The sequence below is a fragment of the Streptomyces sp. NPDC051664 genome (genome assembly GCF_044453545.1).
GTDB lineage: Bacteria > Actinomycetota > Actinomycetes > Streptomycetales > Streptomycetaceae > Streptomyces.
This window is the reverse complement of sequence record NZ_JBITCU010000043.1, coordinates 35,295-47,358: the sequence shown is the minus strand read 5'-3', so window position 1 is coordinate 47,358 and position 12,064 is coordinate 35,295. Positions and strand designations below refer to the sequence as shown.

Below are 12,064 nucleotides of genomic sequence, written 5' to 3'. Positions count from 1 at the left end.
GTACTGCAGGGGGGACCCTGTGGGAGAGTAGGACGCCGCCGAACAATTATTCCGGGAAAGCCCCGCACCTCTGGTGCGGGGCTTTTCTGCGTTTACGGACCGGCCGTTTCCTGCGGCGGCGACCATACGTAAGGGGTCGTGGTGGTCACTGCGTGGAAGCCCAGGCGGCGCAGGATCGGTGCGCTGTCGCTGGACGCGTCCACTTGCAGATAGCTGACTCCGCGAGCTGCTGCGATTTGGGCGCGGGCGGCGACCAGCGCGCGATAGATGCCGCGCCCGCGCCAGGCGGAGAGCGTCGAGCCGCCCGACAGGCCGGCGAATTCGGTGCCTGTGCGGAAGGCCAGCCAAGCCGCGGATACGACTTCGCCGTCCGCCTCGGCGACCAGGACGACGAGGTCGTCCGGGGTGGCAGCGACGCGGCCCGCCAGGTCGTCACCGATCATGCTCAGGTCCTGGCCCCAGATGGTCGACTCCAGTGTCGCAATGCGCTGCATGTCCGCACGTTCGGTGACCTGGCGGAGTACAACGCCGTTTGGGAGCACGGGCGGTGATGCCATGTCCGTGGCGCGGCCGATGAGGACGGTCTCCTCCGCCTCCGCCGTGAAGCCCGCGGCACGAAGGCGGTCGGTGAGGTCGGACGGCAGATCATGACCGCGTATCTTCCACTCCACCGCCTCTCCCCGGGCGGCGAATCGGTCACGCTGACGAGCGATCAGCGCGTCGAGGTCGGCGCCGCGTACCTGCACGTCGCGCGGGGCGCTGATGAAGCCGCGGAACTGGCCGACGGTCCGGGTCAGAGGGCCGTCCTGCTCGTAGCCGACCCCCGCCGGAGGGTTGGGCGACACGCCTCGCATCTGCTCGTCATAGGCCGAGAGCAGACCGGCCATCTCGTCGGTTGTCCTGCCATCCATGTCTGTCACGGGAGTAGACGGTACGAGTTGAGGTGTGGGGCGGGGGCGGGAATTCGATTGCCGGGGGGACGTGGGTCGGGACAGGATCGGTGTATGGACTATGTGATTCGGCCCGTACGCGCCGAGGAATGGGCGCTCGCCAAGGAGCTCCGGCTCGCCGCTCTGCAGGATCCTGTGGCACCGGTGGCTTTTCTGGAGACGTATGAGCAGGCCGTGGCCGAGCCCGACGAGTTCTGGCAGGGCCGCACGGCCCGTGGTGCTGAGGCCGGTGGTGACGAGGTGCGCCAGTTCATCGCCGAGGCGCCCGACGGGAGCTGGGCGGGTTCGATCACCGTGCTCGTCGAGCGGCCGGACGGGGATCTGCGGTTCGGTGAACCGGCCAAGGTCCACCAGGCTCATGTGGTCGGTGTGTTCGTGAGGCCGGAGGCGCGGGGCAGTGGGCCGGCCGAGCAGTTGTTCCGGGCCGGGGTCGAATGGGCGTGGTCACTGGGCGAGCCGCGGATCGAGCGGGTGCGGCTGTACGTGCACGAGAGCAATCCGCGGGCCGCTGCCTTCTACCGGCGGTTCGGTTTCGCACCGAGCGGGGAGACGGTCGCCGTACCGCACGATCCGACGGCGCGGGAGCTGGAGTACGAGATCGTCCGCCCCGTCTGACGTCGTCAGTACCGGTCGGCACGCTGTCGCCCCGGACCGGATCAGTCCGGTTCAGGGGCTGCTGCCTGAAGTCCCGTTCCTGGCTGCTGTTCCAGCCGCCGGTTACGACTGGAGCGGGGACGTCCAGCGGGCACGGGCCTGTTCCTGCGAGCGGAGCAGGGCCAGCGTCGGCAGGGCCTGGTCCTGGTTCGTCGAGAGCAGCTCCGGGAGCTGGGGAAGGGGCGCCACAGCCGCGACGTCGTCGAGGACGAGCGTCATTGGTGGGTCGAGCCGACCGTCGGTTGACCGTGCGGCCATGCGGCGGCCGTGCTCGACCACGTGTGAGGCGAGGGCGGTGAGCAGGGGCATCGCACCGGGTCCGGAGCGAGGATCCTCAATGGGTTCACCTACCACATAAAGAGTGCCCCCTTCGCCGGCAAAAGATTCCAGCGCGAGCGAATCGGATCGGTTCGGTGTGCAGGCCTCGCGGATGTGGATCGAGGAGAGTGCGGCGAACGCCCGTACCGTCAGCTCCTGTGCCATCTCCCGGCGTTCGGGATGCCCGGTGAGCGCGGACTCCAGCAGGCCGGCGAGTCCGGAGGTGGCCTTGGTGTGGGTGCGGAGGAGTCGTACCGGTTCATGGGCGTTGCCACCGAGGGCCCAGCGGTGCACCTGGCGGAACGGCCGACCGTCTATGGCGGCGGCGTGCAGCCAGCACTGGAGGAGGGTCTCCGCGGTCTCGGCCGTCATCGCGTCGATACGGGCCTGCGGCCGGACCGGGGCGAGGAGGGCGATGGCGCGGGCGGCGGCCGTGTCCGGTGCTTCGCACCCGGCGGTGGGAGACCAGTGGAGGCGGGCCGGGGTGTCGCAGAGGTGACCCGGGTCGTAGACGAGGACCGGGCCGAGCTTGGCGCGGGCGTCCTTCGTCTCCGCCCAGACGGTGGGGTCGGACGTGACGACGAGGGCCGGGCCGTCGGCATCCCGGATGGCCTGCACGACGGTGGGGCGACGAGTGGCGGCCGGGCCGTAGACGACGAGGGGCGTGCGCGGGGAGGGGACGGCCGGGGTGAGGGGGAGGAGTGCTGTCCGCAGGTCGGCCTCGGCCGGCGCTGCTGTTGCTGTGGCCGTGGTCGCGGGGGCCGGCTCAGGGGCAGGAGACTGCGTCACAGGGACAGTTGCTTCCACCGCTTCCACCGCGGCGGGTTCTGCGTGCCGAGTGTGCTCCGTGTAACGCTCGTCATGACGTTTCTGACGGCGCTCTTCCCGACGGCGTGCCCGTACCACTCGCCAGCGGGTCACCACGCCCATCACGAACACCGTCAGCACCATGAGCACCATGAGCTCGCCGATGAACAGACCCCAGAACAACCCGTATCCGGAGAGCTCGCCCGCCGGCGTGCCGGGCCAGACGGCGGTCATGTCGTGCGGGGACCCTGCCAGTCGACGTATGGCCAGCGGGGTCTCGGTGAAGGTCACGCCCTTCGGCCAGGCGCCGTGCGTGAACAGTCCGGACAGGCCGGTGGCCGTCCAGACGAGGATCGTCAGCCCGAGCAGGAAGCCCAGCAGGCCGACCAGCAGACCGTCCGGGACACCGCCGGTGCCCGGTCCGGCCTGCTGTTCTGTGCTTCCCGCCATGTCATGCCACCGTTGACTCGGACGACTCGTTCAGTCGTTGCTGGTGCTCGATGCGTGCCGCGCGCTGCTCCGCCTCCAGCTCCGCGGCTCGTACGTCCTCCGGCAGGAGATCTGCGGCCGAGGACTCGGTCATGGCGCGGTCGGTGTAGACGAGGGGGCGTTCCGCCTCGGTGATCAGGTGTTTGACGACCTGTACGTTGCCGTTGACGTCCCACACCGCGATGCCGGGGGTGAGGGTGGGAATGATCTCGACCGCCCAGCGGGGCAAGCCGAGTACACGCCCGGTCGCTCTGGCCTCGTCGGCCTTCTGTGCGTAGATCGTCCGGGTCGAGGCCATCTTCAGGATCGCCGCCGCCTCGCGTGCCGCGGCGCCGTCGACCACGTCGCTGAGGTGGTGGACCACGGCGACGAACGACAGGCCCAGCCGTCGGCCGAACTTCAGCAGGCGCTGGAAGAGCTGGGCGACGAACGGGGAGTTGATGATGTGCCAGGCCTCCTCGACCAGAAAGATGCGTTTCTTCCGGTCGGGCCTGATCCAGGTGTGTTCCAGCCACACGCCGACGATCGCCATCAGGATCGGCATGGCGATCGAGTTCCGGTCGATGTGCGACAGGTCGAAGACGATCAGCGGAGCGTCCAGGTCGATGCCGGCCGACGTCGGGCCGTCGAACATGCCACGGAGGTCACCGTCGACCAGCCGGTCCAGGACAAGGGCGACATCGAGGCCCCAGGCCCGTACGTCGTCTATGTCGACGTTCATCGCCTCGGCCGACTCGGGCTCCGGGTGGCGCAGTTGCTCGACGATGTCGGTGAGTACCGGCTGCCGGTCGCTGATGGTCTGGTTGACGTAGGCGTGCGCGACCTTCAGCGCGAAGCCGGAGCGTTCGTCGAGGCCGTGACCCATCGCGACTTCGATGATCGTACGGAGCAGGGCGAGCTGGCCGGTCGTGGTGATCGAGGGGTCGAGCGGGTTGAGCCGGATGCCGCCGTTCAGGGCCGCGGTCGGGTCGAGCCGGATGGGGGTGAGGCCGAGCTCCTGGGCGATGAGGTTCCACTCGCCGACGCCGTCCTCGCCCTGCGCGTCGAGGACGACGACCTGGCGGTCGCGGAACCTGAGCTGGCGGAGCACGTACGTCTTCTCCAGCGCGGACTTGCCGTTCCCGGACTCCCCGAGCACCAGCCAGTGCGGGGCGGGGAGCTGCTGTCCGTACAGCTGGAAGGGGTCGTAGATGTAGCCCTTGCCGGAGTACACCTCGCGGCCGATGATCACGCCTGAGTCGCCGAGGCCGGGGGCCGCGGTGGGCAGGTAGACGGCCTGGGCCTGCCCGGTCGAGGTTCGTACGGGCAGCCTGGTCGTCTCCACCTTCCCGAAGAGGAAGGAGGTGAAGGCATCCGACAACGCGGACAGAGGATCTCGCATGGCGTGACTGCCCTCTCGGTTAGCGACGGATGCCGGTGGCGAACGGCAGTGTGTTCACAAAGGCGCGGTGGTGCTCGCGGTCGCACCACTCCAGCTTCAGGTACGACTTGCCGGCCGAGGCCCGGATCGTCCGCTTGTCGCGGGCGAGGGCCTCGGGTGATCGCGACGACACGGTGATGTACCCCACGAGGTTCACCCCGGCCGCGCCGCTCGCGAGATCTTCACCCCGCTGGTCGAGCCGGCCGTGGGCGGCGATGTCGCGCGGGTCGACGGTCCGGTTCATCTTGGCCTGGCGGCTCGCCTCGGCCTCGTCGTTCGTCTTCTCCGTGAGCATCCGCTCGATGGCGACCTCGGTGGGTTCGAGGTCCATGCAGACCGCGACGGTACGGATGACGTCCGGGGTGTGCACGAGGAGAGGGGCCAGGAAGTTGACGCCGACGGGCGTCATCGGCCACTCCTTCACCCAGGCCGTGGCGTGGCACCAGGGCGCACGGGTCGTCGACTCGCGGGTCTTGGCCTGCAGGAACGTCGGCTCGACGGCGTCCAGCTCGGCGGGCCAGGCGTTGCGCTTGGTCATCGCCTGGATGTGGTCGATGGGGTGGTCGGGGTCGTACATCGAGTGCACGAGCGAGGCGAGCCGGCTCTGGCCCAGCGGCTGGCGCACCCGGATGTCCGCCTCGGCGAGGCGGGCGCAGATGTCGGTCAGTTCGCGCGCCATGACGACGGCGAGGCCCGCGTCCCGGTCGAGCTTACGGCCGGCCTGCGGGCGGGCGGCGCGGGCCATGGCGTTCGCCTCGGCGGCCAGTTCGCGGTTGAAGTGCATGCAGGCGACGAGGTAGGCACGGTGCTGTTCGCTGGAGGTGGAGACCATCGACTGCAGCTGGTCGTACGACTCCTGCAGCCAGCCCGGAGCCGCCTTGTCGCCGCGCTGGGCGACGTCCTTGGCGTGTGCGTCGGGGTCGGCGGGGAGGGTACGGGCCAGCATCTGAATACGGGTCACGAAGCCGTCACCGTTGGCCACATGCTTGAGGAGTGTGCCGAAGCGGTCGACCAGCGCCTCCTGGTCCTCGCTGTCGCGCAGCCCGACGCCCGGCCCCTCGATCTCGATCGCCGCGGTGACGGTGCGGCGGTCGGCGTGCAGCAGCACGGCGATCTCGTCCGGGCCGAAGGGCGCGGCCAGCCAGTTGATCCGGCCGATGCCGGGGGGCGGCCCGATCTCGATCTCGCGGCCGTCGGCCCGTACGCCGGCTTCCATGGCGGTGGATCGGTACGTGGTGCCGCGGCGCAGGGACCGCTTGAAGCTGCGGTCGATCTCGAACCATTTGTAGAAGGTGCGGTGCTTGTACGGGACGTACACCATGGCCAGCGCCATCAGCGGGAAGCCGGTGAGGAACACGATCCGCAGGGACAGGACGGGGACGATCAGCCCGCTCATCATGCCGAGGAACGCGCCGACGATGATCAGCGCGATCTCGCCGGTCTCGCGGTTCTTGCCGACGATCGCGTTCGGCCGTGCCCGGCCGATCAGATACGTACGGCGAGGCGTGACCGGATGGGACTGGGTCGTCAACGCCCTCCACCTCCTGTGCGGTTGTTGCCTGAGTTGCCTGTACCGCCGCCTCGCGTGGCGCGGCTGCTGTGCGGGGTGCCCGAGGTGGGCCCCGATCCGCTGCGGGGCGGAGGTGCGGCGGAGGGGACAGATCCGCCGCCGAACCCGCTTCCGGCGCTGTTACGGGAGCTGTGCGCGGCCACCCCGCCGCTGACCGGGTTGGCGGGCCTGCCACCGCTGTTGCCGCCGCCCTGTCCGCCGCTGTCTCCGCCGCTGCGGCTGCTGTGGGTCTTGATGCCCTGGGAGACGAGAGCGGCAGGGGAGCTGATCAGGGCGGCGGCCTGGGCGCCGTCGGTGGCCTGCTTACGGTTGGTGCGGGCGCCCTGGATCTCGTCGCCGAAGCCAGGGACGAAGCGGTAGATCATTGCCGAGGCGAAGATTGCGAGCAGGATGATGGCGAGGCCGGAGACGACGGCGGAGAACGCGTTCGGTCCGTCGTCGGAGGAGAGCGCGCCGGCCAGTCCGAGCACGATGACGATGACCGGCTTCACCATGATCACCGCGATCATGATGCCTGCCCAGCGGCGGACGTGGCCCCACATGTTCTTGTCGACGAGACCCGAATAGACGACGACGCCGAGGAGCGCACCCACGTACAGCAGGGCCGCCCGGATCACGAGCTCCAGCCAGAGCACGCCCGCGGCGAGGATCGACACGAGCGAGACGACGATCAGCATGATCGGCCCGCCGCCGATGTCGGAGCCCTTGCTCAGCGCCTCGGCGAACGACCCGAAGAAGACATCGGTCTGCCCGCCGGAGGAGGACGCGATGACGTCGGTCACCCCGTCGGTCGCCGAGACGACCGTGTAGAGGATGAGCGGCGTGAACGCGGACGCGAGCACGGTCAGCCAGAGGAACCCGACAGCCTCGGAGATCGCGGTGGCCACCGGAACGCCACGGACGGCGCGCTTGGCGACGGCGAGCAGCCAGAGGACGAGGGTGAGCACGGTGGAGGCGGCGAAGATGACCGCGTACTGCTGCAGGAACTTGGGGTTCGTGAAGTCGACGTTCGCGGTGCCTTTGACTGCCTCGCTGAGCTTGCCGACGATCCAGGCGGCGGCGTCGGCGCAGCCGCGGGCGAGGGAGGACAGGGGGTCGAGGGCGTTGGCGGCGTCGTCGGGAGAAGTGGTGCTGGGGCTGCCGGCGTCGCCGTTTTCGCAGTAGTCCTTGGCAAGGCCGACGATGAGGTCGCAGGCGTTATTGCTCTTGCTCGGCGACGGGCTTGGTGTCGGAGTGGGTGCTGCGGAGGCACGGGACGCCAAAAGGAGGACCGTGGCTGGGAGGCTGCCCAGGACAGTCGCGAGTGAGATCGCGCGGGAGTGACGGCTAACGGGCATAGGTGAAGCCTCCGTACTCCTCAACCGCACCGGCGATGTCGTCTGCAGTCGATGCCCGGTTGTCGCCGGTGACCGGCGTCGGGCCCTCTGTCTGGTTCGACGACTCGATCTTCCAGTCGTTCTGGACCCACTTCAGGTTCTCGGTGATGGTGAACCAGGTTTCGGTGACGGGCTTGGTGGATCCCTGCCCGGCCATTCCGACAAGGCCTGTGCACCAAACCTCGACGGTGGCCGTGTCGTCGCTCTGCTTGACCACCTTGGTGCCCACGGGCACTGTCCGGGAGACGAACGTCAGCCCACTGGGTGTGCTGCCGTCTTCGTTCAGCCCGACGTTCTTGAAGAGACTTGCGGAGTACGCCTTGTCCATGTCGGTCTGGAGACGCTCGACGACAGCCGGGTCGTGGGTGGCTTGCAGGATTCCCCGGCGTGCGGTGGCGTTGAACATCTCGGCAGAACCCAGCGCCACTGCGTAATTGGTCGCTGCGCTCTGCGCCCCCTGCTCGTTATGCGCGAACCCCGACGCGATCGTGCCGTTCTTCCCCGTCACCGGCTTCGTGCCCGTCGCCGCCGTGGGCGCCGCCCCCGCCTTGCTGCCGCCGCTACCGCCGGAGGAGCCGCTGTCGTCGCCGCCCCCGCCCATGTTCGCGAACGCGATAGCCGCGACGAGCAGAACGACCACGCCGACCACCATGGTCAGGGACCGCGAACTGCGGGCCGGGCGGCGGTTGCTGCCGTAGCCGTCGCCGCTTGTGCCGTCGGCGAATCGGGTACGGGTCTGGCGCGTACCGCCGAGGGTGCTGTATCCATCGTCTGTACGGCCCGAGCGCGAATCGCCGCCGTAGCCGTCGTCGCCGAGACTCATGCCGCGTAGGCCCCCTCAACCATGTGCGATTCCGCGTGGTACGACGGTAGCCGTGCTGGTTCCTGTGTGGGCGCGGTGTGGTGACTCGACATCAGGGAGACGCAACCTCTGTCGGTGGGCACGACGGACGGGTGGTGTGGGAGCGCAACCGAGGCGGGGACGGCGCGTCCGGCCAGGCTGACAGATGGCTAGATGGCCATGCCGTAGACGATGGTGAACAGGGTCCCCAGCGATCCGATGATGAACACACCGGTCAAACCGGCAACAATCAGACCCTTGCCCTGTTCTGCGCTGAACGTGTCGCGCAACGCCGTCGCACCGATGCGCTGCTTGGCCGCTCCCCAGATGGCGATGCCGAAGCAGAGCAGGATGGCAACGGCCATGACGACCTCGATCATCACCTTGGCTTCGTCGCCCAGGGCTCCGAACGGCCCCCACTTGGGCGCGATGCCGTTGATGATGGTGCTGATACCGCCCTTATCAGTGTCAGCTGCCAGGACCATGTAAGTCACCGCCCCTGTTGGGTAGTTCACTGCCCCTGCCACACGGCACGGGTCGCTCTCTATCTTCGCTGATGAAACCGTCCTGGTACGACGACTTGACGGCTCTCTTTCATGGGATCTCGCACGTTTGACCGGTCCGACCGCCCTGACCTGCGGATCGAATCGGTGTGTGACCACATATATATGGTTACTCTGTGTATCACGGAGGGTGACCCCGGGCAACGATCGGCATCCCGCCACCCTGGCCGAGGCCCGCTTCCTATCCGTAACTGCACCCATCAGGGCAGGCGGATTGTGGGGCAGTCAGAGAATGGGGCGGCGGGGCCCCGGCGGGCGAGGCGGTGTCGTCCAGGTCCTCGGCGGCCGGAAGTCGCACCAGGAGCCGTCGAAGGGAAAGGTTCCGGCCTCGGCGAGCCGTGCGACTCTTGTGCCCTCGGCTCGGATGGCTGCCGCTTCATCGGCCGACCAGTAGACGGGGTGGCCGGTCTTCTCGGCGAAGGACTGCTCGTCCTTCCACTGCCAGGAGCGGTCCGGCGCCACGTTGATGTCGAGCTCGTGGTCGGCGATGTCGATGTCGTCGCCGTGGTGGACGCGGCGCTCCAGATTCACGTACCAACCACGGAACTTCCCCCTGCGGCCGAAGAGCCAGAGTACGGAATGCGCGGCGCCGGTGGGCTGATAGAACAGGGCGCTGCCCATCGGCCAGCGGCCGGGTACCACCGGGTATCCGGCGGCGGGTCGGGCGTCCGGGGCGATGTCGCGAAGATGTGCGCCGCCCGGGAGCTCAGTGCGCCACATGGGCGCGCCTGTCTCCATCCACACCAGTTGGCCCTCGTCCGTGCGCTCGACGAGGCGTACGGGTACCGAGGCGCTCAAGTGGCCGCCGATGAAGAAGTTCCAGTGCAGAATCCGCCCCGGTACGTCTTCCGTGATGTTGATCGAGTGCGCGAGACGGTTCATGGATCAGTCCTTGCTGCCGGGGCCTGACGGTGACGACGTGCTCTGTTGTTGCCCGGACAGCAGCGAGTTCAATGCGCGGACAGGTTCGTTGCGTAGTGAATATGCGCTGGTCGGACGATCAGACCCCGGTTCCACCGGTACCCGTCACCTCGGCGATCCGGACCCGGGCGCGCTGACACCCGGCCCGCCGGCTTGTGCGGACCGGCAGGCCGGCGTCGAGCAATCAGGACGAGGTGGCCGGGCCCTGGCTGCCGAGTTCGGCGAAGTGGTCGAACTCGCCGGCCATGACGCCCTTGGCGAAGGCCTCCCATCTCGCCCGGGTGGTCGTGACGATGTTGGTCGAGTCGCCGGTCTCTCGCAGGTGGACGAGCCCGTCGGGGCCGAAGGCGAGCTCGATCCAGGGGCCGGGACCCTCTTCGCCCTCGGGAACGGCGCGGACCCAGGTGAGTTCGGCGGGGATCGCCCGGTCAGTCATGGTGGGCGGTGTCCTTGACGGTCCGGATGAGGGCGGCCCAGGCGGCGGGAGTGGCGTGGAGTATCGCGCCGGTTGGGTCGCCGCTCTCCATGACGTTGATCGTGTTGTCGGTGGCGGCGACGTGTATGCAGGCCTCGCCTTGCGCGCAATAGGACGACCTCTGCCAGGCGGATGTGGCCATCTCTGTTCCTTTCACAGGTCCTGGGCGATGTTGTGGACAAGTTCCCGCGACTGCTCGGGGCTCAGCGCAGCCGCGTCGAGCCGATCGAGTAGGAGGCGGTACTGCGACAGCTGGGCCTCGGAGTCGATGAACACCGGACCGTGGGACTGGTCGAGCTGGGCGGTATCGAGTGCGGGCACCGGTCCGCGTACGTAGTACAGCGACTGACCCGAGCCCGGGTAGTACGTGGCTTCGAACGGGATCACTCGCATGGCCACGTGGCTCCGTTCGCTCACTTTCAGCAAGTGCTGAAGCTGGGCGCGGGCCACACCTGGGCCCCCGAACCGCATGCGGAGCGCAGCTTCATGAATGACCGCGTGATAGGGGGCGGCGTCCTGCTCGTACAACACCGCCTGGCGTTTGATGCGGTACGAGACGCGGTGCTCGATCTCAGGCGGTGACATCTCGGGCACGGCCTGCCGGTAGATCTCCCGAGCGTGATCGACCGTCTGCAGCAGCCCAGGGATGTGGATGCTGTGCGCCGCGTGGAGACTGGTGCCGTGGTGCTCGATCTCGGCGAGGTCGAGGAGTTTGGGCGGCAGGATGTCCCGGTACTCCTCCCACCAGCCACGTCTGCGGTCACCAGTCATGGCGACTAGAGCTTCGATCAGCGTTGGATCCGTGCACGAGTAGGTGTGGGCCATGACGCGTACGCGGTCGGCGCTCACCCCGAATCGCGCCACCTCGATGTTGCTCAACTGCCCGGAACTGGTGCCGAGGAGATCTGCTGCCTGCGTGGTGGTCATCCCGGCCCGCTCGCGCAGTTTGCGCAGCTCGGTGCCGAGTCGGGTGCGGCGCGCGGTAGGGGCGGCCCTGCCTGCCATCTCGAACTCTCCTCAGGAAACTACCGAGTTGGTCTGTCACTCACACGAGTGGATCTCTTCAAGGATTCCGGTCAACAGGTGCAAAGAATCCTTGCGGAACCCTAGTCTCTGATCCAGGCCACCCGCCCGGAAGCACCCCGCTCGACGGAGCGGCCTCGTCACCGGGCAACCAGAAACGCACGATCCAACTTCCCTCCGCGATCGGAGACTTCCATGGTTCCGGCCACCGTAACGCCGCCCTGGTCGTACACCCTTCAACTCCCACAGGATCCCCGTGCCCCCGGCGTAGCCCGCACCACCCTCCGTACCGTCCTGCGCGTACACGGCATGAGTGAGCTCACCGAAACTGCCGAACTCCTGGTGAGCGAGCTGGTGACCAACGCGTACCTGCACTCCGAGGGCCCGTACTCCCTACGTCTGCGCGATGCCGGGCGGCATCGGATCAGGCTGAGCGTCTGGGACACCAACCCGCACATCCCGGCACCGTTCGAATGGAGCGCGGAGGCCCCGGCGGAGCTCGCCGAACGTGGCCGCGGGCTCTACCTCGTGACCCTCTGGGCGGACTGCTGGGGCGCGTACCCGATGCGCGGCGGCCTGCCGGGGCAGGGCGGAAAGCTGCTCTGGGTGGAGTGCGCAGCGAAGGCGGAGGAAGAGTGGGGACACGGGTAGCGGGGC

General features: G+C 68.4%; 13 protein-coding genes. 2 read left to right on the top strand and 11 right to left on the bottom strand.

Features of this window, described 5'->3' with window-relative positions; genetic code table 11:
- Positions 1-92: 92 nt before the first annotated feature.
- Entirely contained in the window at positions 93-911 is an 819-nt protein-coding gene (locus ACIA8E_RS37865; RefSeq protein ID WP_399305608.1) for a GNAT family N-acetyltransferase, read from the bottom strand.
- Positions 912-1,004: 93 nt separating this feature from the next.
- On the opposite strand from ACIA8E_RS37865, the gene ACIA8E_RS37860 reads away from it, so the two are divergent.
- The gene (locus ACIA8E_RS37860) at positions 1,005-1,565 is read left to right on the top strand and encodes a GNAT family N-acetyltransferase (protein WP_399305605.1); all 561 of its coding nucleotides are present in this window, start codon (positions 1,005-1,007) and stop codon (positions 1,563-1,565) included.
- Between the two features lie 102 nt (positions 1,566-1,667).
- Here ACIA8E_RS37860 and ACIA8E_RS37855 read toward each other — a convergent pair whose 3' ends face one another.
- The 10 genes from ACIA8E_RS37855 to ACIA8E_RS37810 form a co-directional block, all read right to left on the bottom strand.
- Positions 1,668-3,179: a type VI secretion protein gene (locus tag ACIA8E_RS37855; protein ID WP_399305602.1), complete on the bottom strand. Its 1,512-nt coding sequence runs from the start codon at positions 3,177-3,179 to the stop codon at positions 1,668-1,670.
- 1 nt (position 3,180) lies between these two features.
- The gene (locus ACIA8E_RS37850; protein ID WP_030972037.1) at positions 3,181-4,599 is read right to left on the bottom strand and encodes an ATP-binding protein; all 1,419 of its coding nucleotides are present in this window, start codon (positions 4,597-4,599) and stop codon (positions 3,181-3,183) included.
- Between the two features lie 19 nt (positions 4,600-4,618).
- On the bottom strand, positions 4,619-6,169 hold the full coding sequence (locus tag ACIA8E_RS37845) for an SCO6880 family protein (protein ID WP_399305599.1): 1,551 nt from the start codon (positions 6,167-6,169) through the stop codon (positions 4,619-4,621).
- Positions 6,166-7,545: a hypothetical protein gene (locus tag ACIA8E_RS37840; protein WP_399305596.1), complete on the bottom strand. Its 1,380-nt coding sequence runs from the start codon at positions 7,543-7,545 to the stop codon at positions 6,166-6,168. The genes ACIA8E_RS37845 and ACIA8E_RS37840 overlap by 4 nt, the downstream gene beginning before the upstream one ends.
- Positions 7,535-8,407: a hypothetical protein gene (locus ACIA8E_RS37835; protein ID WP_399305593.1), complete on the bottom strand. Its 873-nt coding sequence runs from the start codon at positions 8,405-8,407 to the stop codon at positions 7,535-7,537. Before ACIA8E_RS37835 ends, ACIA8E_RS37840 begins: the two co-directional genes overlap by 11 nt.
- A gap of 188 nt (positions 8,408-8,595) precedes the next feature.
- A complete protein-coding gene (locus tag ACIA8E_RS37830) occupies positions 8,596-8,910 on the bottom strand; it encodes a hypothetical protein (RefSeq protein WP_030924923.1) in 315 nt (104 codons plus the stop codon).
- A 303-nt stretch (positions 8,911-9,213) separates the two neighbouring features.
- Entirely contained in the window at positions 9,214-9,870 is a 657-nt protein-coding gene (locus ACIA8E_RS37825; protein ID WP_399305590.1) for a DUF402 domain-containing protein, read from the bottom strand.
- A gap of 223 nt (positions 9,871-10,093) precedes the next feature.
- Positions 10,094-10,345 (bottom strand): DUF397 domain-containing protein, encoded by a 252-nt coding sequence (locus ACIA8E_RS37820; RefSeq protein WP_399305588.1) that lies wholly within the window; start codon positions 10,343-10,345, stop codon positions 10,094-10,096.
- Positions 10,338-10,526, bottom strand: a complete 189-nt coding sequence (locus tag ACIA8E_RS37815) for a DUF397 domain-containing protein (RefSeq protein ID WP_399305585.1) — start codon at positions 10,524-10,526, stop codon at positions 10,338-10,340. Before ACIA8E_RS37815 ends, ACIA8E_RS37820 begins: the two co-directional genes overlap by 8 nt.
- 11 nt (positions 10,527-10,537) lie before the next feature.
- A complete protein-coding gene (locus ACIA8E_RS37810; protein WP_399305582.1) occupies positions 10,538-11,389 on the bottom strand; it encodes a Scr1 family TA system antitoxin-like transcriptional regulator in 852 nt (283 codons plus the stop codon).
- Between the two features lie 213 nt (positions 11,390-11,602).
- Between ACIA8E_RS37810 and ACIA8E_RS37805 the strand changes: the two genes are divergently transcribed.
- On the top strand, positions 11,603-12,058 hold the full coding sequence (locus tag ACIA8E_RS37805) for an ATP-binding protein (protein WP_399305579.1): 456 nt from the start codon (positions 11,603-11,605) through the stop codon (positions 12,056-12,058).
- Positions 12,059-12,064: the final 6 nt, after the last annotated feature.

Bases quoted from the DNA above. Each gene is read 5' to 3' on its own strand.
- ACIA8E_RS37850 (WP_030972037.1), bottom strand. From the start codon at position 4,599: ATGCGAGATCCTCTGTCCGCGTTGTCGGATGCCTTCACCTCCTTCCTC.
- ACIA8E_RS37835 (WP_399305593.1), bottom strand. From the start codon at position 8,407: ATGAGTCTCGGCGACGACGGCTACGGCGGCGATTCGCGCTCGGGCCGT.
- ACIA8E_RS37840 (WP_399305596.1), bottom strand. From the start codon at position 7,545: ATGCCCGTTAGCCGTCACTCCCGCGCGATCTCACTCGCGACTGTCCTG.
- ACIA8E_RS37865 (WP_399305608.1), bottom strand. From the start codon at position 911: ATGGATGGCAGGACAACCGACGAGATGGCCGGTCTGCTCTCGGCCTAT.
- ACIA8E_RS37815 (WP_399305585.1), bottom strand. From the start codon at position 10,526: ATGGCCACATCCGCCTGGCAGAGGTCGTCCTATTGCGCGCAAGGCGAG.
- ACIA8E_RS37810 (WP_399305582.1), bottom strand. From the start codon at position 11,389: ATGGCAGGCAGGGCCGCCCCTACCGCGCGCCGCACCCGACTCGGCACC.
- ACIA8E_RS37805 (WP_399305579.1), top strand. From the start codon at position 11,603: ATGGTTCCGGCCACCGTAACGCCGCCCTGGTCGTACACCCTTCAACTC.
- ACIA8E_RS37820 (WP_399305588.1), bottom strand. From the start codon at position 10,345: ATGACTGACCGGGCGATCCCCGCCGAACTCACCTGGGTCCGCGCCGTT.
- ACIA8E_RS37825 (WP_399305590.1), bottom strand. From the start codon at position 9,870: ATGAACCGTCTCGCGCACTCGATCAACATCACGGAAGACGTACCGGGG.
- ACIA8E_RS37855 (WP_399305602.1), bottom strand. From the start codon at position 3,179: ATGGCGGGAAGCACAGAACAGCAGGCCGGACCGGGCACCGGCGGTGTC.
- ACIA8E_RS37860 (WP_399305605.1), top strand. From the start codon at position 1,005: ATGGACTATGTGATTCGGCCCGTACGCGCCGAGGAATGGGCGCTCGCC.
- ACIA8E_RS37830 (WP_030924923.1), bottom strand. From the start codon at position 8,910: ATGGTCCTGGCAGCTGACACTGATAAGGGCGGTATCAGCACCATCATC.